Source organism: Sphingomonas sp. UV9, from assembly GCF_004101245.1.
Classification (GTDB): Bacteria; Pseudomonadota; Alphaproteobacteria; order Sphingomonadales; family Sphingomonadaceae; genus Sphingomonas.
On record NZ_SCIN01000002.1, the window covers coordinates 1022892 to 1042175 of the forward strand.

At 66.9% G+C, this 19284-nt stretch carries 14 protein-coding genes; 9 read left to right on the forward strand and 5 right to left on the reverse strand.

Annotated elements, in window-relative coordinates:
* The first annotated feature begins 61 nt into the window (after positions 1-61).
* Complete coding sequence (locus EQZ23_RS11300) at positions 62-2848, forward strand: valine--tRNA ligase (protein ID WP_128454481.1); 2787 nt, start codon at positions 62-64, stop codon at positions 2846-2848.
* Positions 2849-3350: 502 nt separating this feature from the next.
* Complete coding sequence (locus tag EQZ23_RS11305; protein WP_240663548.1) at positions 3351-4748, forward strand: MATE family efflux transporter; 1398 nt, start codon at positions 3351-3353, stop codon at positions 4746-4748.
* Positions 4749-4890: 142 nt separating this feature from the next.
* Here the strand turns inward: EQZ23_RS11305 and EQZ23_RS11310 are convergent, their stop codons facing one another.
* From EQZ23_RS11310 to EQZ23_RS11325, 4 genes are all read right to left on the reverse strand, one after another.
* Positions 4891-5655, reverse strand: coding sequence for an NYN domain-containing protein (locus EQZ23_RS11310; protein WP_128454482.1), 765 nt, complete (start codon positions 5653-5655; stop codon positions 4891-4893).
* Between the two features lie 10 nt (positions 5656-5665).
* On the reverse strand, positions 5666-6046 hold the full coding sequence (locus tag EQZ23_RS11315; RefSeq protein WP_128454483.1) for a DoxX family protein: 381 nt from the start codon (positions 6044-6046) through the stop codon (positions 5666-5668).
* 84 nt (positions 6047-6130) lie between these two features.
* Positions 6131-6607 (reverse strand): transcription elongation factor GreB, encoded by a 477-nt coding sequence (greB, locus tag EQZ23_RS11320; RefSeq protein ID WP_128454484.1) that lies wholly within the window; start codon positions 6605-6607, stop codon positions 6131-6133.
* Between the two features lie 158 nt (positions 6608-6765).
* A complete protein-coding gene (locus EQZ23_RS11325) occupies positions 6766-8775 on the reverse strand; it encodes a lytic transglycosylase domain-containing protein (RefSeq protein WP_128454485.1) in 2010 nt (669 codons plus the stop codon).
* 111 nt (positions 8776-8886) lie between these two features.
* Between EQZ23_RS11325 and dapA the strand changes: the two genes are divergently transcribed.
* Positions 8887-9771 (forward strand): 4-hydroxy-tetrahydrodipicolinate synthase, encoded by an 885-nt coding sequence (gene dapA / locus EQZ23_RS11330; RefSeq protein WP_128454486.1) that lies wholly within the window; start codon positions 8887-8889, stop codon positions 9769-9771.
* 13 nt (positions 9772-9784) lie between these two features.
* On the opposite strand, the gene EQZ23_RS11335 is transcribed toward dapA, so the two are convergent.
* Positions 9785-10534: an energy transducer TonB gene (locus tag EQZ23_RS11335; RefSeq protein ID WP_128454487.1), complete on the reverse strand. Its 750-nt coding sequence runs from the start codon at positions 10532-10534 to the stop codon at positions 9785-9787.
* A 207-nt stretch (positions 10535-10741) separates the two neighbouring features.
* On the opposite strand from EQZ23_RS11335, the gene smpB reads away from it, so the two are divergent.
* From smpB to EQZ23_RS11365, 6 genes are all read left to right on the forward strand, one after another.
* A complete protein-coding gene (smpB, locus tag EQZ23_RS11340; protein ID WP_128454488.1) occupies positions 10742-11224 on the forward strand; it encodes an SsrA-binding protein SmpB in 483 nt (160 codons plus the stop codon).
* Between the two features lie 93 nt (positions 11225-11317).
* On the forward strand, positions 11318-11812 hold the full coding sequence (locus EQZ23_RS11345) for a DUF2062 domain-containing protein (protein ID WP_128454749.1): 495 nt from the start codon (positions 11318-11320) through the stop codon (positions 11810-11812).
* Between the two features lie 83 nt (positions 11813-11895).
* Positions 11896-13968: a M13-type metalloendopeptidase gene (locus EQZ23_RS11350; RefSeq protein WP_128454489.1), complete on the forward strand. Its 2073-nt coding sequence runs from the start codon at positions 11896-11898 to the stop codon at positions 13966-13968.
* 159 nt (positions 13969-14127) lie between these two features.
* Complete coding sequence (locus EQZ23_RS11355) at positions 14128-16179, forward strand: M13 family metallopeptidase (protein WP_128454490.1); 2052 nt, start codon at positions 14128-14130, stop codon at positions 16177-16179.
* A gap of 312 nt (positions 16180-16491) precedes the next feature.
* Positions 16492-18867, forward strand: coding sequence for a response regulator (locus tag EQZ23_RS11360; protein ID WP_128454491.1), 2376 nt, complete (start codon positions 16492-16494; stop codon positions 18865-18867).
* Between the two features lie 49 nt (positions 18868-18916).
* On the forward strand, positions 18917-19267 hold the full coding sequence (locus EQZ23_RS11365; RefSeq protein ID WP_128454492.1) for a response regulator: 351 nt from the start codon (positions 18917-18919) through the stop codon (positions 19265-19267).
* The last annotated feature ends 17 nt before the right edge of the window (positions 19268-19284 follow it).

Genomic DNA, 19284 nt, shown 5'->3' on the forward strand with positions numbered 1-19284 from the left:
CGTTTTTGGGTAACGCGCGCGAGGCTGGTTTCCTCGCGCGCCGCTCGCTAAGGCATCGGGCATGAGCGAGCTTCCCAAAACCTTCGACCCGGCCTCCATCGAATCGCGCTGGTACGCGCATTGGGAGGCAAGCGGTGAGTTTCGTCCCGATCGCCCGAACGCCGAGCCCTGGACGATCGTCAACCCGCCGCCCAACGTCACGGGCTCGCTGCACATCGGCCACGCGCTCGACAACACGCTGCAGGACATCCTCACGCGCCATGCCCGCCTGAAGGGCAAGGACGCGCTCTGGGTGGTCGGCACCGATCACGCCGGCATCGCCACGCAGATGGTCGTCGAGCGCCAGATGGGCGCGCTGACCCCGCCGCAGAAGCGTACCGACCTCACGCGCGAGGAGTTCGTCGCGAAGGTCTGGGCGTGGAAGGAAGAGAGCGGCGGCGAGATCACGCAGCAGCTCCGTCGGCTCGGCTGCTCGATGGACTGGAAGAACGAACGCTTCACGATGGACGAGGGCTTTTCGAAGGCCGTCCTGAAAGTGTTCGTCGACCTGCACAAGGACGGGCTCCTGTATCGCGATAAGCGGCTGGTAAACTGGGATCCGGGTCTCGGCACCGCGATCAGCGACCTCGAGGTCGAAACGCGCGAGATCAAGGGCAGCTTCTGGCATCTGCGCTATCCGCTCGAAGACGGATCGGGCTTCATTGAGGTCGCGACCACGCGGCCCGAGACGATGCTCGCCGACATGGCGGTGGCGGTGAACGCATCGGACGAACGCTACACGCATCTGATCGGCAAGCAGGTGAAGCTGCCGATCACGGGTCGCCTGATCCCGATCATCGCCGACGACCATGCCGATCCCGAGCTGGGATCGGGTGCGGTGAAAATCACGCCGGGGCATGACTTCAACGATTTCGAGGTCGGCAAGCGGGCCGGGATGGCCGCGGGGACGATGCTCAACATGCTCGATGCCAAGGCGCGCGTCGTGCAGGTGTCCGACGGGCTGATCCCCGACGCGTTCCTCGGCCTCACGACCGCGGACGCGCGCAAGGCGGTCGTCGCGCAGCTGAAGGCCGAGGGCTTCCTGATCGCGCATGTTGACAAGGACGGCGTCGAGCACGACGCCGAACCGCGCACGATCCAGACGCCGTATGGCGATCGCTCGGGCGTGGTGATCGAGCCGTGGCTGACCGACCAATGGTATGTCGACGCCAAGACGCTCGCCCAGCCCGCGATCGAGGCGGTGCGCGTCGGCGCGATCGATATCGTGCCGAAGACGTGGGAGAAGACGTTCTTCAACTGGATGGAGAACATCCAGCCCTGGTGCGTGTCGCGCCAGCTGTGGTGGGGGCACCAGATCCCCGCCTGGTTCGGGCCGGATGGCACGCCGTACGTCGCCGAGACGGAGGCCGAAGCGCAGGCGCTCGCTGGCGCTGGGGTAACGCTGGTTCGTGATCCGGACGTGCTCGACACGTGGTTCTCGTCGGCGCTCTGGCCGTTTGCGACGCTTGGCTGGGATGGCACCCAACCCCCGTTCGCCCTGAGCGAAGTCGAAGGGCAGGCCACGGGCGATGCCTTTGCGGCCGGTGCTTCGACTTCGCTCAGCACGAACGGAAACGGGGGACGTCCTGGATCCCAGCTCGGCGGGCGCTATCCCAACGACGTGCTGATCTCCGGCTTCGACATCCTGTTCTTCTGGAACGCCCGCATGATGATGCAGGGGCTGCACTTCATGAAGGACGTGCCGTTCCGCACGCTCTACCTGCACGGCCTCGTCCGCGCGGCGGACGGCGCGAAGATGTCCAAGTCGAAGGGCAATGTCGTCAACCCGCTCGGGCTGATCGACCAGTATGGCGCCGACGCGCTGCGCTTCTTCATGGCGGCGATGGAGAGCCAGGGCCGCGACATCAAGATGGATGAGAAGCGCGTCGAGGGCTATCGCAACTTCGCGACCAAGCTGTGGAACGCGGCCCGCTTCGCGCAGGCCAACGGCATCGTCGCGAGTACCACGCTGGAGGCGCCCCGCGCGGAGCTCGCGGTCAACAAATGGATCATCGCCGAGACGATCGCGACCGTTCAGCAGGTCGACCTCGCGCTCGCCGACTACCGCTTCGACGGCGCCGCCAACGCGATCTACCAGTTCGCGTGGAGCCGCTTCTGCGACTGGTATCTCGAACTCATCAAGCCGCAGGTCGTCGACGACGTCCGCGGCCAGATCGACGACGAATCGAAGGCGGTCGCGGGCTGGGTGCTCGACCAGATCCTGGTCCTGCTCCACCCGTTCATGCCGTTCATCACCGAGGAATTGTGGCACGCGATGGGCCCCCGCGAGCACGACCTGATCGTCGCGCAATGGCCGATGGCCGATGCGCGCTCGCTCGATCCCGAGGCGAGCAAGGAGGTCGACTGGCTGATCCGGCTGGTTCAGGAAATCCGCACCGCGCGTAACGAGCTGAACGTGCCGCCGGGTGCGCGTCTGCCGCTGCACGTCCGTGACGCCAACGCGGCGACCCTGGCGCGGCTCGAACGCCAGGCCCCCGCGCTGGCGCGGCTTGCGCGCGTCACGCATGCCGAGGGCGAAGCCACCGGCGGCGCGGCGCAGGTCGTGGTCGACGAAGCGACCTTCGTCTTGCCGCTAGAGGGCGTGATCGATCTCGACTCAGAACGCGCCCGCCTGACCAAGGCGATCGCGGCAGCGGAGAAGGAGCGCGACGCGCTGTCGGGCCGGCTCGGCAATGCGAGCTTCGTCGAACGCGCCAAGCCGGAGGCGGTCGAGAAGGCCAAGGCGGACCACGCCGACAAGGCCGCCGAAGCCGCGCGGTTGCACGCGGCGCTGGGCCGCCTAGGCTGATCGCCCTCTGATCCTCCCCCGCCAGGGGGAGGTGGCAGGCGCAGCCTGACGGAGGGGGCGGTAGGTGATACCCTAGGTTGCGCGTCCTCCCCCTCCGTCGCCTACGGCGCCACCTCCCCCTGGCGGGGGAGGATTGCAGGTTTCGATGGTGATGCGGGCAGGCTGCGCCGGTAGGGTATGTCGCTACTGACTTCTTGTTCTCCCGCGAAGGCGGGAGCCCAGTCTGGGTCCCCGCCTTCGCGGGGAAACAAGGTGCTCCCGGTCCGGAGCAGGCGGAGCTAGCGACTTGTTCCCGCGTTCATTCCGCGGCTAGGCATGGAGCTTGAGGGGGCGTCCGCCCGTCTGCCGGTGAATACCGGACAATCCGGCCTGACGGAGTGACTGTGTGAGCGACCTGCCATCGAACGTCGAGACGCCTGCGGAACTTCGCAAACCTTCCAGCCCCAGCCCCCAAACCCGCCCCGGCGGCAAACCCGGCCAGCGCGACCTCACCACCGGCCATATCGGCGCGACGCTGCTCGCTTTCGCGCTCCCCACGCTCGGCTCGAACATCCTCCAGTCGCTCAACGGCTCCATCAACGCGATCTGGGTCGGGCGCTATCTCGGCGAAGGCGCACTCGCCGCGACGTCGAACGCCAACATCATCATGTTCCTCACGTTCGGCGCAGTGTTCGGGTTCGGCATGGCCGCGACGATACTCGTCGGCCAGAGCTTCGGTCGCCATGACATCGACGGCGCGCGGCGCGCATTCGGGTCCGCAGTCGGCCTTGTCCTAGCCGGGGCGATCGTCATCGCCGCGCTCGGCTGGGTGTTCGCGCCCGAGATTCTGCATCTGCTCGCCACGCCCGGCGACGCGATGCCGCTCGCGCTCGCCTATCTGCGCGTGATTTTCCTCGGGCTGCCCGCCTCGATGATGATGGTGCTGCTGATGATGGGCCTGCGCGGCACGGGCGATTCGATGACGCCGCTGTGGTTCATGCTGCTCAGTGCAATCCTCGACTCTGGCCTGAACCCGCTGCTGATCGCCGGCATCGGGCCGTTCCCGCAGATGGGGATCGCCGGCTCGGCGATGGCGACGCTGATCGCCAGCCATGTCTCGCTGCTCGGTCTGGTCATCTATCTCTACCGGCGCGACCTGCCGATCCGGTTGCGCGGCAGCGAACTGCGCTACCTGATCCCCGAACGCGCGCTGACCGGCACGATCGTGCGCAAGGGTCTGCCGATGGGCGCGCAGATGCTGGTCATGTCGACCGCCGGCCTCGCGATGGTCGGGCTCGTCAATCGGCTCGGCGTCGATACCGCGGCGGCCTATGCCGTGTCGCAACAGCTGTGGACGTATATCCAGATGCCCGCGCTCGCGATCGGTGCGGCGGTCAGTTCGATGGCGGCGCAGAATATCGGCGCGGGCCGCTGGGACCGGGTCGGCGACATCACGAAATACGGGCTGATCTTCAACGTCGCGCTGACCGGCGCGATGGTGGCCGTGGTGATCCTGTTCGATCGCCCGGTGATGACGCTGTTCATCGGCGACACCAGCCCCGCGCTGCCGATCGCGCGGCATATCCAGCTGATCGCGAGCTGGAACTTCATCCTGTTCGGCATGACGATGGTATTGTTCTCGACCGTCCGCGCGAACGGCGCGGTGATCGCGCCGCTGCTCGCGCTGATTATCGCGCTGTATCCGGTGCGGATCGGGTTCGCGCTGCTCGCCAAGCCGTGGCTGGGGGCGGATGCGCTCTGGTGGAGCTTTCCACTCGGATCGATGGTGACGCTGGCGATCGCGGTTGGGTATTATCGCTACGGCAACTGGCGGAAGGGCGCGCTGGTGGTGCCCGAGGAATGCGAGGAACAGGCGCACGGCATGACGGAGCCGGGCGGGCGGTTGCAGCCTACGGGGTAAATACCACCCCGGCGGAGGCCGGCGTCCAGTTGGGGGCCGTCGCTAACGAGGCTCAGCGCGCCGTTACTGTGACCTTTCCAACTGGACCCCGGCCTCCGCCGGGGAGGTGCAGTTGTGCGTAGGCCGGTTGCGGTCTTCGACTCTACCGTAAGCGCTTCACGAATGACCGACCGCCCTCGCGGCGTTCCATCTGAAAATTCGGGATCGTCTCGATCAGGTCCGCCAACCGGTTGAACCCGTAGTTGCGCGCATCGAAGCTCGACCGGTTGCCGGCAAGCTGCCCCAGTTCGGCGACGCTGGCATAGCCCTTCTCGTCGCGCTTCACTGCGTTGTACGCGTCGATCAGCAGCTTGACGACTTCCTCGTCGATCGGCTGCGTAGTCTTGGGGCGCGTGGGCGGTACGGGGGCGGCGGCTTTCTCGCCAGCAATCGGCGCGGGCGCCGGGACAGGCATCGGCTGCGAGGATTCATTCAGCGCCCCCACGTCGATGAACCGCGTGCAGGCCTGGCGGAAGCCCTCGGGCGTGCGGCTGGTGCCGAAGCCGTAGACCGGGATGCCGTCCTGCCGGATGCGCGTCGCCAGCGGCATGAAATCGCTGTCCGACGACATGATCCCGAACCCGTCGATGCGCCCGCGGAACAGAAGGTCCATAGCGTCGATCGTCATCTTCATGTCGGTCGCGTTCTTGCCCTTGGTCAGGTCGAACTGCTGCTGCGGCTCGATCCCGTGCTTGATCGACATGTCGCTCCACGCCTTCAGCGCGGGCTTCGACCAATTGCCATAGACCCGCCGGACGTTGACCGTGCCGAGCTCGGCCAGCACGGTCAGGACGGGGTCGAGCGTGGCGGCGGAGGCGTTGTCCGCGTCGATGAGAAGGGCGATGTTGCGCGTTGTCGTGTCGATCATGCGCGCAGGATTAGCCGCGCCCGCGCCCCGCGTCCACGCTCCACGCACCGCCGCCCGCTGCGGCAAGGTACAGGAACACGAAGCAGTAGAGCACCGCCGCCTCGCCGCCATTGGCGATCGGGAACGGCCCCTGCGGCGCATGTGCCATGAAATAGGCGACCGCCGACATGCCCGACAGCACGAACGCCACCGGCCGCGTGAACAGGCCGATGATGAGCAAGCCTCCGCCGACGACTTCGAGGACCCCGGCGACCGTCAGCACCGGGTTCATCGGCATGGGGAAGGGGGGCAGGCCGAAGAGTTTCGAGATACCGTGGCTGAAAAATACCAGCGCGACGACGATGCGCATGACGCTCAGCAGGCGGGCGGACCAGATGGCGGGTATCGGCATGGGCAAATCCTCGGTGTCGTTGCGAGACCGAAATGTCCCACGGCGCCGACGCCCGGTCAATTTAGGTAAATCGAAACGGATCGTTCAGGGATAGCGGATCGCGACGACCTCATATTCGCGCTCGCCCGCAGGCAGGTCAACGCGGCGCACATCGCCGATCGCGGCCCCGCGAAGGGCGCGCGCGAACGGCGAGTTCCAGCCGATCCGCCCGTTGCTCGCATCGGTCTCGTCATCGCCAACCAGCGTGAGGACGCGCTCGGCATCGTCCTCGTCGGCGACCGTCACGCACGCCCCGAACCAGACGCGCGCGCGATCTTCCTGCGCGGCGGGATCGACGACCTTGGCCGCCTTCATCCGCTTCGACAGCCAGCCCAGCCGCCGGTCGATCTCGCGCAACCGCTTGCGGCCGTAGATGTAGTCGCCGTTCTCGGACCGATCGCCGTTGCCGGCCGCCCAGGATATCACCTCGACGAGGGCAGGGCGTTCGGTCGACAGGAGCTGCTCGTATTCGGTACGGAGCACGGCATAGCCGGCGGGGGTGATATAGTTCGGGCGGTCCATGACGAAGCTATACCGCCGCCATATCCGTCACCCCAGCGAAAGCTGGGGTATCCCGGCTGTCGGTCGCGCTGGAGCCGCGGGAGACCCCAGCTTTCGCTGGGGCGACGGGGTAGAGGGGCGTGGATCTGCTCTCGAAGTCCGGTGCCTCGCTGAAACGCTCAACCCGGCCGGTTCTTCCCCAGATACCACGACAGCCGTGCCGCCCCGCGGCTCTTCGCGCGCGCCGGGTTCATCAGGTCGTAGACCACCGCATTCTCCAGCACGCGCTGCACATAGTTGCGCGTCTCCTGGTACGGGATCGCCTCGACCCAGTCGATGATGTCGATCGACCCGGTGCGCGGATCGCCGTTCGCGCGCAGCCACTTGTTCACGTTGCCGCCGCCGGCATTATACGCCGCCACCGCCAGCGGATAGCTGCCGTAATTGGCATACACGCGCTGGAAATAGCTGGAGCCGAGCATGATCGACATGTTCGGATCGGTCGTCAGTGCCGCCTGGTTATAGGCAAGCCCGATCTTTCCCGACTGCTCCCGCGCGGTGGCGGGCATCAACTGCATCAGCCCGCGCGCGCCTGCATGCGAGATGGCGGCCCGATCGAACTGGCTTTCCTGCCGCGAGATCGCATGGATCATCGTCCAGTTGCTCTCATACCCTGCCGGCACCGCGACCATCGGGAAACCGACCGCCGAATAATCGCTGAGCCCGTTGGCCAGCGCGCTTCGCCCGACCATCACGCCCAGATCGGGCCGGTTGATGCTCGTCGACAGTTCGGCGGCGAGCAGGTGATCGGTGTCGGTCGTCGCGTCCGCTGCGATCTGGCGGACGAACGCGGTCTGGTCCTGCCAGTCGTTGATCTGCCCGAGGAACTTCACCGCGCGCACCGTTTCGCGGCGGTCGAACGCGGCACGCGCCGCCGGATCGACCGCGACCGACGCCACCGAGGGCGGCGCGACCAGTGCGCGCCCGGTCCGCTCGTTCGCCAGCTGCCCGTAATATTGGTCGCGATACCCTGCCGCCTGGCCGTAGAACGCCGCCGCCTGCGGTGCCAAGCCGGCGGCTTCCGCCGCACGCCCCGCCCAGTAATAGCCCTTCGACCGCACCTGAGGCGAGCGCGAGCCGCGCGCGTACCGGTCGAACAGCGTCATCGCGTCCGCCGGCCGTCCGAGCTGCTTCATCGCCGCCCGCCCGCCGAGCCAGGCAAGGTTGGTGTATTCATCGCGTTCGGCATAGGATTTTGTCGAGACGTCGGTGCCATACGGATACGCATCGTCGATCTGTCGCGCGATGTCGTAGGCGACCTGATACTGCCCGTCGTTCGCGGCGGCCTGCGCGTTGGTGACGAGCACCTCGTACCATTCGGCGGGATTGCCCGGCCGCGTCGTCAGCGACCGCGGCCGCGCCAGCCACGCGCGTGCCGAAGGGCTCGCCCCCGAATTGCGCAACCACTGTGCTCGATCCGCGACATAACCCGCGTCGTTGGCGTACAGCGTCTGGGTCGAGGCCGAGATGTCCGACGCGGTCGGCGCATTTGTCCGGAACGCGAGACGTGCCGCGAAGATCGGCCGGCGCGCCGCGCTCGTCCACACCAACTGCCGCTGCGCCGCGCTGGTCTGGCCCGCCCACAGCAACGCATCCATTCGCGCATCCTGGTCGTCCGGCGTCAGCGCGCCCGGAAATGCCGACGTCACCATCGCCTCGTCGGTCGGCGTCAGCCCGCTGCTCCGCCACGCCGTCCGCACCGCCGCATAGGCCTGGTCGCGCTGACCCGTCGCCATCAGCGCGCGCGCATAGGCGACCCCTCCAGATGCCGATTGCGGCGGATAGCGACGGAAGAACGCGGCCACGTTCATCGGCGACCCGGTGCTCGCCTTGCGCTCGGCCGCACGCCTGTTCGCCGTCTCGTTCGGCCAGCCCGGATGCGCCATCAGGAACCCGGCATAGCTGTCGAACGGCAGTGCGTCGGTCTGCTGCAACGCGCGCCATGTCGCGATCGTCGAGGCGATCGCGCCATCGCTACTCATCGGGGGCGCCATCGGCTGTGCATTGGGGCCCATATTGGCCAACTGCGTGCTGTAGCGATCCAGCGTCTGTTGGCCGGGCTCGGACGCTGCGACCGTCCCCGCGACGACGGCTAGGAGAAGGCTCGTTTTAATCATCGATGCTACCATGTGGACAGCATACGCACCCAACCCGTATCTGTCCTGAACGAAATCCAGATAATCCCGAGATCTGGCGTTACAGGCCAGACTTTTCTTCTCGCAGGGACGCAAGGCTACCGCATGTTTTCAGGATCTATTCCCGCGCTCGTCACGCCGTTCGCCGCCGATGGCAGCTTCGACGAACCCGCCTATCGCGACTTTGTCGAGTGGCAGATCGCGGAGGGCTCGTCGGGCCTCGTCGCGTGCGGCACCACCGGCGAAGCGGCGACCTTGTCGTACGACGAACATTTTAAGGTCGTGCGCGTCTGCGTCGATCAGGCGAAGGGCCGCGTGCCCGTCGTCGCCGGCGCCGGCTCGAACGACACGCGCGTCGCGTCGGCCAACCTGCGCGCTGCCAGGGACGCAGGCGCCGACGCCGCGCTGATGGTCCCGCCGTATTACAACCGACCGGGGCAGGAGGGCATCTTCCGCCATTTCGAAGCGCTCGCCCAGACGACGCCGCTGCCGATCATCCTCTACAACGTCCCCGCGCGCACGGTGACGGACATCCAGCCGGCAACGCTCGCCCGGATCGTCGGCGCGTTCCCGGACGTCTTCGTCGGCGTCAAGGATGCGAGCGGCGTCCTCGCCCGCGTGTCTCAGCACCGTGCATCGTGCGGCCCGGACTTCTGCCAGCTGTCGGGCAATGACGACCTGGCGCTGGCGTTCAACGTCATGGGCGGCACCGGCTGCATCTCGGTCTCCGCCAACGTCGCGCCCAGGCTCTGCGCCGAGTTCCAGGCCGCGTGCCAGTCGGGCGACTTCGTCAAGGCGCTGGCCTATCAGGACCAGCTCTACCCGCTGCACGACGCGCTGTTCACCGATGCGTCGCCGGGCCCGGTGAAGTACGCGATGACCAAGGTGCGTCCCGGATTCCCCGAAACCCTGCGCCTGCCGATGACCCCTGCCGGCGAAGCCTCGCGTGCGGCGGTGGATGCGGCGTTGGCGCATGCAGGGTTGGCCTAGATCCCGTGGACCGTCAGCGCTTTGCCGGTTCCTTGTAGTTGAAGATCACCGGGACCCTGATCTCCATATCGACCATCGCCTTATCGCGCGTCACGGGGTTTATCCGGAATGTGTGGGACATGCGTAAGGCAGCCGGTCCGAACCCGGCGCCGGGCGGTGTCTCGAACAGCAACCGGCAACGCTTGGGCGGGCCGGGACGCGGAACGATGCACGACAGGAGCGCGCGGCCGGAAATTTTTGACCGGATCGCGAAGTCCGGCCAGTAACGCTGCATCTCCGTCGGCGTTGGATAATGAAGCCATGTGGCCCCTCGCATCGTCGACCTGCCGCCCCCCGCGCCCGAACCCTTGCCGTCACCGGTGCCACTGCCGCCCGTACCCGTGCCCGAACCCTGCCGATCTCCCAAAAGGCCGATGGCTAAGGTTTCCGAAGTGCCCGGGCTCGGAAGAGGCGGTGCATCGAACGCTTTCGTCACGTCCTGGATTTGCGGGAGCAGCAGGTTTGACGACTCCGCGACCGCTGCGTTCGACGGTCGTGGAGACCCCGAGGGCGCGGCTTCGCGCGGTTTCGGCGGCGCTTTGGGCTTGGGACGTGGCGGCGGCGGGGGCGTAGGAACTGGCGGCGGCGGGACAGGAGGCGGTGGCTCCGGCTGGACGTCGAACGTCGCAAGCTCGGTCTGCGCAACCGGCGACCGCAGCGATGGCGTGCGGTAGGACCAGAAGGCCAGCAGCAGGAGCAGATGAAATACGAGCGTGCCGATCAAGCCCGGGATACGCGCTCTGATACCAGGAGGTTCGGGTCCGGTCGTGCTCGGCAGATGATCCTCCGTGACCTGGACGCGTACTGTTACTGGCGCCAACGCCAGCCCGCGACAGCGTAACGCGCTCTGTGAGGGCCGCAACCGGGATTGGATCGACAATCGATCACGCCCGCTTCCCCTAAGCCCCGCGACCTCCTACATCCGCGTCCCATGGCACGTCCCAAACCCCCCACCTTCGAGAAGACCAAGATCGTCGCCGAGAACCGGCGCGCGCGGTATGATTATTATATCGAGCAGGTGTTCGAGGCGGGCATCGCGCTCACCGGCACCGAGGTGAAGGCGCTGCGCGGCGGCGAAGGCTCGATCGCGGAGGCGTATGCCGAGGTGAAGGGCAAGAGCGTCATCCTGGTCAATTCGAACATCCCCGAATTCAGCCACGGCAACCGCTTCAACCACGAGCCGAAGCGGCCGCGCAAATTGCTGCTCCACGAGCGCGAAATCAACAAGATGTTCGGCGCGGTCGCGCGCCAGGGCATGACGCTCGTGCCGCTGATGGTCTATTTCAATTCCAAGGGTCGTGCGAAGATCGAACTGGCGCTCGCCAAGGGCAAGCAGAACCACGACAAGCGCGATTCGGTGAAGGAACAGGACTGGAAGCGCGAGCAGGGCCGCATCATGCGCGATCGCGGATAGGCTGTGTCGAAAACGCCGGGGCCCAAAACGCCGGGCAGCATTTTCGCGCGCCTCGCGGCGTGGTCGCATCGCAATCTGCCGACCCGCGAATCGATGGAGCGCAACCGGCTGATTCGCCCGGTCGCGCACCGCGTCCTGGCGCCAGAGCTGTGGCGGTTCACCCGCCGTTCCGTGCCGCGTGGCGTCGCGCTCGGCATGGTCGCCGGCATCCTGATCCCGGTCGCGCAGACGCCGATCGCCGCGGTCTTCGCGCTGCCGTTCCGCGCCAACGTGCCGACCGCGGTGCTGACGACGTTCATCACCAACCCGCTGACCACGCCGCCGCTCTGGATTGCCGCTTATTGGATCGGCTCGTGGATGCTTCGGCTCGACGAGCATGTGCCTGGCCAACCGGTCGCCGACGCCGCCGCGCGCACTGAATGGATCCCGTGGCTGATGCAGGCGGGCCCGGCGACGGCGCTCGGTCTGCTGGTCATCACGGTCGTCTGCTCGGTCGGCGGCTACGCGCTCAGCGCGCTTGGGTGGCGGCTGTGGATCGCGCACAAGTGGCGGCACCGGCACGACAATCGAAGCGAACAATATTCGTAACATTTGACACCGGTTGGAATTGACGGACCGTCTTATCGGCGTAGAACACGCAACATCCTGAAGGTTTTTCCCGAGGTTTTTTGATGCGCAAGTCGATTGTTACCGTGATCCTGCTCGCGTCCGCCGCGTCGGCTTTCGCCCAGACCAACCAGGTAGCCCCGTCGCCGACGCTGGCCAAGGCCGCGAAGGGCCCGGTCGCGCCCAAGGATGCCAACAAGCCGCAGATCGGCGATTTCGGCTTCGATATGGCCGGTCGCGATACCAGCGTGACGCCCGGCACCGACTTCTTCGACTATACGAACGGCGCCTGGGTCAAGACCACGCCGATCCCCGCCGATCGCTCGTCCTACGGCATGTTCCACGTCCTGCAGGACCTTTCGCTCGAACGCACCCGCACGATCCTCGACGTCGCGGCAAAGACGCCCGGCGACAAGGTCGGCGACTTCTACGCCAGCTTCATGGACGAAGCCGCGGTCAACGCGAAGGGTGTCGCCCCGGTCAAGCCGATGCTCGCCGCGATCAAGGCCACGACCGACAAGACCGCGCTCGTCACCGAGATCGCCAAGCTCCAGCGCCACGGCGTCGGTGGCCTCGTCGGCGTCGGCGTGTCGCAGGACGACAAGGACCCGACCACCTATGTCGTCGGCTTCGGCCAGAGCGGGCTCGGCCTGCCCGACCGCGATTATTATCTGAAGGACGACGCGAAGCTCGCGACCATCCGCACCGCCTACCAGGCGTATCTCGCGCGCATGCTGACGCTGGCCGGCGAGCCCAATGCCGCCGCCCGCGCCGCCGCGGTCTTCAACATGGAGAAGGGCCTCGCGACTGCGCACTGGACGCGGATCGAGAGCCGTGACGCCGACAAGACCTACAACAAATGGACCGCCGCCGATTTCGCCGCGAAGGCGCCGGGCTTCCCTTGGGCGCAGTACATGACCGCGATGGGCGTCACCGGCCGTCCGTTCTACCTCGTGTCGCAGCCGAGCGCGCTGACCGGCGAGGCGAAGGCGTTCGCCGACACGCCCGTCAACGTCCTTCAGGACTATGCGATGCTCAAGGTCCTGCGCGCCTATGCGCCGTATCTGTCGAGCGACTTCGACAAGACCAACTTCGCCTTCTACGGCACGACCTTGTCGGGCACGCCCGAGCAGCAGGTCCGCTGGAAGCGCGGCGTCTCGACCGTCTCCGGCGCGATGGGCGAGGCGATCGGCGAGCAATATGTCGCGAAGTATTTCCCGCCCGCGTCGAAGGCCGCCGCCGACGACCTCGTCAAGAACGTCATCGCGGCGATGGGCGAGCGCTTGAAGAACCTCGAATGGATGGCGCCCGAGACCAAGACCAAGGCGCTCGCCAAGCTGGCCGCCTTCACCCCGAAGATCGGCTATCCGGACAAGTGGCGCGATTATTCCGCGTTGCAGGTCCAGCGCGGCGATCTCGTCGGTAACGTGTCGCGCGCGAACGCGTTCGAGTACGACCGCGATCTCAAGAAGCTGGGCCAGCCGATCGATCGCGGCGAATGGTTCATGACGCCGATGACGATCAACGCCTACGCCAACCCGACGATGAACGAGGTCGTGTTCCCGGCGGCCATCCTCCAGCCGCCGTTCTTCGATCCGAAGGCGGACCCGGCGGTCAACTATGGCGGCATCGGCGCGGTGATCGGCCACGAGATCAGCCATCACTTCGATGACCAGGGCCGCAAATACGATGCGAGCGGCAAGCTCACCGACTGGTGGACCCCGCAGGACGTCACCCGCTTCAAGGTGTTCACCGACGCGCTCGTGAAGCAGTACGATGCATACGAGCCGCTCCCCGGCCAGCACATCCAGGGCGGCTTGACGCTCGGCGAGAACATCGCCGATCTCGCCGGCCTCACGGTCGCGTACGACGCGTACCACAAGTCGCTCGGCGGCAAGCCCGCGCCGATCATCGACGGCACGACGGGCGACCAGCGCTTCTATTATGGCTGGGCCGGCGTCTGGCGCTCCAAGTTCCGCGACGCCGCACTCCAGCAGACGCTGCTGTCCGACCCGCATTCGCCCGGCCACCAGCGCGTGCTTACGGTGCGCAACCTCGATCCGTGGTACGCCGCGTTCGGCGCCAAGCCCGGCGAGGCGAGCTACCTCGCCCCCGCCAACCGCGTCCGTATCTGGTAACTACTTCCGCCCCCCCTCCGTCATGCCGGGCTCGTTCCGGCATCCACGGTTCCGCAAAATCGAGAGATGTGATTGCGCGGGACGGTGGACCCCGGAACAAGTCCGGGGTGACGGAGAGGGTCTGAATACCGCTGCAAGATCATTCTCCCGGAGAACCCCATGAAGTCCTTCATCGTCGCCGGCCTGCTCGCCGCCACCGCCATAACCGGCGTCACCGCCGCCATCTCGCAGACCGCCGAACCAAAACCCGCAGCCGCACCCGCGGACTCCACCGGCGCGCAATATGGCAGCTTCGGCTTCGACGAGAAGGGCATGGACAAGACCGTCCAGCCCGGCGACGATTTCTACGCCTTCGCCAACGGCAACTGGTCGAAGAACACCCCGATCCCCGCCGACAAGTCGAACTACGGCGCGTTCAACATCCTCTCCGACCTGTCCGAGACGCGCACCCGCGGCATCCTCGACACCGCCGCCAAGGACCCGGCCTCGAAGATCGGTCGCGCCTACGCCACCTTCCTCGACACCGGCACGATCGAGGCCAAGGGCCTCGCGCCGATGCGCCCCTGGCTCGGCAAGATCGCCGCGCTGAAGGACCGCGCCGGCTATCCCGCGCTCCTCGCCGAGGCCGACCGCGCCGGCATCCGCGGCCCCTTCGGCGGCGGCGTCGGCCAGGACGACAAGGCCCCCGAGCAATATGCGCTCTCGCTCGGCCAGTCCGGCCTCGGCCTTCCCGACCGCGATTATTATCTCAGCACCGACGCCAAGCTGGTCGAGGCGCGCAACGCCTACCGTGCGCACATCGCCAAGATGCTGACGCTCGCCGGCGAACCCAATGCCGAGGCGCGCGCTACCGCGCTGCTCGCGTTCGAGACCGAAATCGCCAAGGTCAGCTGGACCCGCGTCGACAGCCGCGACGCCACCAAGACCTATAACAAGATGACCGTCGCCGAGCTGGCCAAGCGCGCGCCCGGCTTCGACTTCGCGGCCTATTTCAAGGCAATCGGCACGCCCGTCCCGACCGTTATCGTCGCACAGCCCTCGGCGATCACCGGCATCGCCAAGCTCGTTGCGACCGCGCCGATCGGCGTGCTGAAAGACCAGATGATCCTTCGCTCGCTCGACGGGTACGCCGACGTCCTGCCCAAGGCGTTCGACGCCGAGCAGTTCGCGTTCTACGGCACCGTCCTCGGCGGCACGCCCGAGCAGGAGGCCCGCTGGAAGCGCGGCGTCCAGTTCACGTCGGGCGCGCTCGGCGACGAAGTCAGCAAGCTCTACGTCGCGCAATATTTCCCGCCCGAGACCAAGGCCGCGGCGGATACGCTGGTCAAGAACGTGCTCGCCGCGATGGGCCGCCGGATCGACAAGCTCGAATGGATGGCGCCCGAGACCAAGGTCAAGGCGCACGCCAAGCTCGCCGCCTTCACGCCCAAGATCGGCTATCCCAGCCAGTGGAAGGATTTCTCCGCGCTGACCATCACGTCCGGCGACGCGTTCGGCAACGAATGGCGTGCCAATGAATGGCAGCACCAGGACAATATTTCGAAGCTCGGCAAGCCCTTGCAGCGCTGGGAATGGGGCATGACGCCGATGACGGTGAACGCCTATGCCAATTTCGGCATGGTCGAGATCGTCTTCCCCGCCGCGATCCTGCAGCCGCCGTTCTTCGATCCGAAGGCCGACGATGCGGTCAATTACGGCGGCATCGGCGCGGTGATCGGCCACGAGCTGAGCCATCATTTCGACGATCAGGGCTCGAAATACGACGCCAAGGGCCAGCTGACGGACTGGTGGACGCCAAAGGACATCGCCGGCTTCAACGCGCTCACCGGCAAGCTCGGCGCACAGTATGACGCGTACGAGCCGCTCCCCGGCATGCACGTGAAGGGCCAGCTGACGATGGGCGAGAACATCGCCGATCTGGCGGGTCTCACGGTTGCCTACGACGCCTACCACACCGCGCTCGGCGGCAAGGCGGCGCCCGTGCTCGACGGTTTCACCGGCGACCAGCGCTTCTATCTCGGCTGGGCGCAGGTCTGGCGCCGCAACTACCGCGAAGCCAACCTTCGCAACCGCTTGCTGACCGATCCGCACTCGCCGTCGCAGCAGCGCGCGTGGGTCGTGCGCAACCTCGACCCCTGGTATGCGGCGTACAAGCCCACCGCCGGCCAGAAGCTGTACCTGACGCCCGAGCAGCGCGTCCGGATCTGGTAACGACCGTTCCCCCGCGGAGGCGGGGGAACGGTTTGGCGGCTCCGGCGGCGCGCAAAAGCCACTCCGCCCGTCGGAGGCCGCAACTTAATCACCGTCATCCCGGCCTGATTGCCGTCACCCAGCCTATCGTCGTCACCCCAGCGAAAGCTGGGGTCTCCTCCGAGGCGGGCGACGCGCGACAAACAGGAAGATCCCAGCTTTCGCTGGGATGATTCGCTGGGATGACGGGTGCGGAAGGCCGACGGGTCGCTCTGACCACAAACCAAGCATCCCGCTTGACGCGCCGCCCCGCTTGAGCGGAAGACGACCCCGATGGCATCGTTCGCTTTACCCCCTCCCGCGCGCAACGCCGCGCTCGTCGCCATCGTCTCGGGGGTCGCCGCCGCTGCGATCGTGCTGTTGCTCGTCGGCAGCTGGATCGCCGCTGCCGGTTTCTTTGCGGCCGCCGTCATCGTCATCGGCGCGCTCATCGCCTGGCGCCTCCTCAACCCGGTCGCCAAGGATGCCCCGCGCCCGGTCGACTGGGACCTCACCCGCACCGTCGCCGAAGCCGGCACCGACGCCATCGCCATCACCGATCGCGCCGGGCGACTCGTCTGCGCCAACGACGCGTACGAAGCGTTGTTTGCAGGCTTCCCGACACCCCCCGGCCTTCCGCTCGACGACGCGGGGATCGCCGCGCTCGGCGACGCCGGCCGCTCCGCGTGGCGCGACGGCACCGCGCAGGTCGAACGCCTCAACACGCAGGGCGTCCGCCTCTCCGCGCAAATCGCCCGCGCCGGTGACGACGCCGACATGCTCGTCTGGCGCTTCGTCACCGCGCAGGAGCATGACCTCGCCGAGACGATCGCCGCCGTGCTCACGGGGCCAACCGGAGACCGGTTCGGCGGCAGCGGCATCATGGCCGCGCTGCTGTCCCCGGACGGCCGTGTCCGCTCTGCCAACCGCGTGCTGCGCGCCCGGGCTTGCGGCGACGAATACGACCCGATCGAAGGCCGCGATTTTGCGCGCTTCCTGATCACCGACAGCCGCGGCCTCGTCCGGTTCGAACGCGAAGGCCTTGAAGGCACGCCGCTCCGCGTCCTCCAGATCCCGTTCCTCGAAGGCGACGATGCGCCCGTGCTGGTCGCGCTGCTCGACGACGAGGAGGACGCGCCGGCCCTTGGCGCCAGCGCCTCCGCACACGTCCGCAGCCTCGTCAGCATGATGCCGTTCGGCATGGCGCTGGTCGATCGCGACGGGCGCTTCCTCCAGATGAACGATTCGTTCCTGCGCGCGGCCGGCGTCAATTCGGTCGCCCCGCCGCTCTACCCCGGCGACCTTGTCGTCCGTGAGGACAAGGCCGCAGTCGCCGACGCGATCCGCAAGTTCGCGAACGGCGCGACTCACTCGGCCGACATGGCGGTTCGCCTCAAGGATCACCCTGACGAGCCGGTCGCGTTGACGATCGCCGGCGCGCGCGGATTGGGCGACGCCGCCGTCCTGCTCAGCCTCAAGGACAATAGCGAGGAGAGCCGCCTCAAGCGCGAGGTGGCGCAGGCCACCAAGATGCAGGCCGTCGGCCAGCTCGCGGGCGGCGTCGCGCATGATTTCAACAACATCCTGACCGCCATCATCGGTCACTGCGACCTGATGCTGATGCGCCATTCGCCCGGCGACAGCGATTACGACGATATCCAGCAGGTCCGCACCAACTCGAACCGCGCCGCCAGCCTCACACGCCAGTTGCTCGCCTTCTCTCGCCAGCAGACGCTGCGGCCACAGATCCTTCAGCTCCCCGACGTCGTCTCGGAGGTTTCGAACCTCCTCAAGCGGCTGATGGGCGAGAATGTCCGGCTCGACATGACGCACGGTCGAAACCTCGGCCCGGTGCGCGCCGATCCCGGCCAACTCGAACAGGTCGTCGTCAATCTCGCGGTCAACGCACGCGATGCGATCGTGTCGGCGAACGCGCGCGGCGGCGGCGTTCTGACGATCACCACGCGCGCGGTGCCGGCGTCCGAAGTCCGCGCGATGGCCTCCGACATTCTTCCCGTCGCCGACTATACCGCGCTGATCGTCCAGGACACCGGCACCGGCATCCCGCCCGACGTGCTGCCCAAGATCTTCGAGCCGTTCTTCACGACCAAGGAATTCGGCAAGGGCACCGGCCTCGGCCTGTCCACCGTCTACGGCATCGTCAAGCAATCCGGCGGCTACATCTTCGCCGACAGCAAGCTGGGGCAGGGCGCCACCTTCACCATGTACCTGCCGGTTCACTCGGCGCCGGCGGCGACACGGGCCGCGGTCGTCAAGCCCGCGCCAAAGCCGGTCGATCTCTGGGGCACCGGCACGATCCTGCTGGTCGAGGACGAGGACATGGTCCGCGCCGTCGCCGAGCGTGCGCTGGCGCGGCAGGGCTACACCGTGCTGACCGCCGAGAATGGCGAGATCGCGCTGGAAGTGCTGGAGAAGCACGGTCGCCCGGACCTGCTCATCAGCGACGTCGTGATGCCGCAGATGGACGGCCCGACGATGGTCCGCCACGCACGCGAGAAATATCCCGACCTGCCGATCCTGTTCATGTCCGGCTATGCCGAGGAGCAGTTGCGCAAGTCGATCGACCTCGACAACGTCGCATTCCTGCCAAAGCCCTTCTCGGTGCAGGAACTCGCCGAAGCGGCACGAGACGTGCTGGCCGCGCGCTGACTCGAACAAGATGTTGGCAAGTCGTAACAATCCCGACTATGCGCAGGGCATGAACGCAACCCAGCAGATCCTTATCGTCGAGGACGAACCGTTGATCGCCATGATGCTCGAGGACTTTCTCGAGGTGCTGGACAAGGGCGTCGCTGGTTCGGTCGACACCGTCGCGGATGCGTTGAAGCGGATCGAAGAGGGTGGGGTCGACGGCGCGATCCTCGACGTGAACCTGCGTGGCGGCGAGAAGAGCACTGCGGTTGCGGAGGCCCTGGCGGCCAAGGGCGTGCCCTTCGTCTTCGCCACCGGCGGCGGCGACGACGGCGTCGCTCCCGAATTCCGCGACCGCCCGCGGCTGCAAAAGCCCTTCACGATGGACGGCGTGGCAAAGGCGCTAGAAGGCCTCTGACCCGAATCCCGTCATCC

Coding starts and splice junctions, on each gene's coding strand:
- EQZ23_RS11300 (WP_128454481.1), top strand. CDS start 62: ATGAGCGAGCTTCCCAAAACCTTCGACCCGGCCTCCATCGAATCGCGC.
- EQZ23_RS11310 (WP_128454482.1), bottom strand. CDS start 5,655: ATGATCGACACGACAACGCGCAACATCGCCCTTCTCATCGACGCGGAC.
- EQZ23_RS11315 (WP_128454483.1), bottom strand. CDS start 6,046: ATGCCGATACCCGCCATCTGGTCCGCCCGCCTGCTGAGCGTCATGCGC.
- greB (WP_128454484.1), bottom strand. CDS start 6,607: ATGGACCGCCCGAACTATATCACCCCCGCCGGCTATGCCGTGCTCCGT.
- EQZ23_RS11325 (WP_128454485.1), bottom strand. CDS start 8,775: ATGGTAGCATCGATGATTAAAACGAGCCTTCTCCTAGCCGTCGTCGCG.
- dapA (WP_128454486.1), top strand. CDS start 8,887: ATGTTTTCAGGATCTATTCCCGCGCTCGTCACGCCGTTCGCCGCCGAT.
- smpB (WP_128454488.1), top strand. CDS start 10,742: ATGGCACGTCCCAAACCCCCCACCTTCGAGAAGACCAAGATCGTCGCC.
- EQZ23_RS11345 (WP_128454749.1), top strand. CDS start 11,318: ATGGAGCGCAACCGGCTGATTCGCCCGGTCGCGCACCGCGTCCTGGCG.
- EQZ23_RS11350 (WP_128454489.1), top strand. CDS start 11,896: ATGCGCAAGTCGATTGTTACCGTGATCCTGCTCGCGTCCGCCGCGTCG.
- EQZ23_RS11355 (WP_128454490.1), top strand. CDS start 14,128: ATGAAGTCCTTCATCGTCGCCGGCCTGCTCGCCGCCACCGCCATAACC.
- EQZ23_RS11360 (WP_128454491.1), top strand. CDS start 16,492: ATGGCATCGTTCGCTTTACCCCCTCCCGCGCGCAACGCCGCGCTCGTC.
- EQZ23_RS11365 (WP_128454492.1), top strand. CDS start 18,917: ATGAACGCAACCCAGCAGATCCTTATCGTCGAGGACGAACCGTTGATC.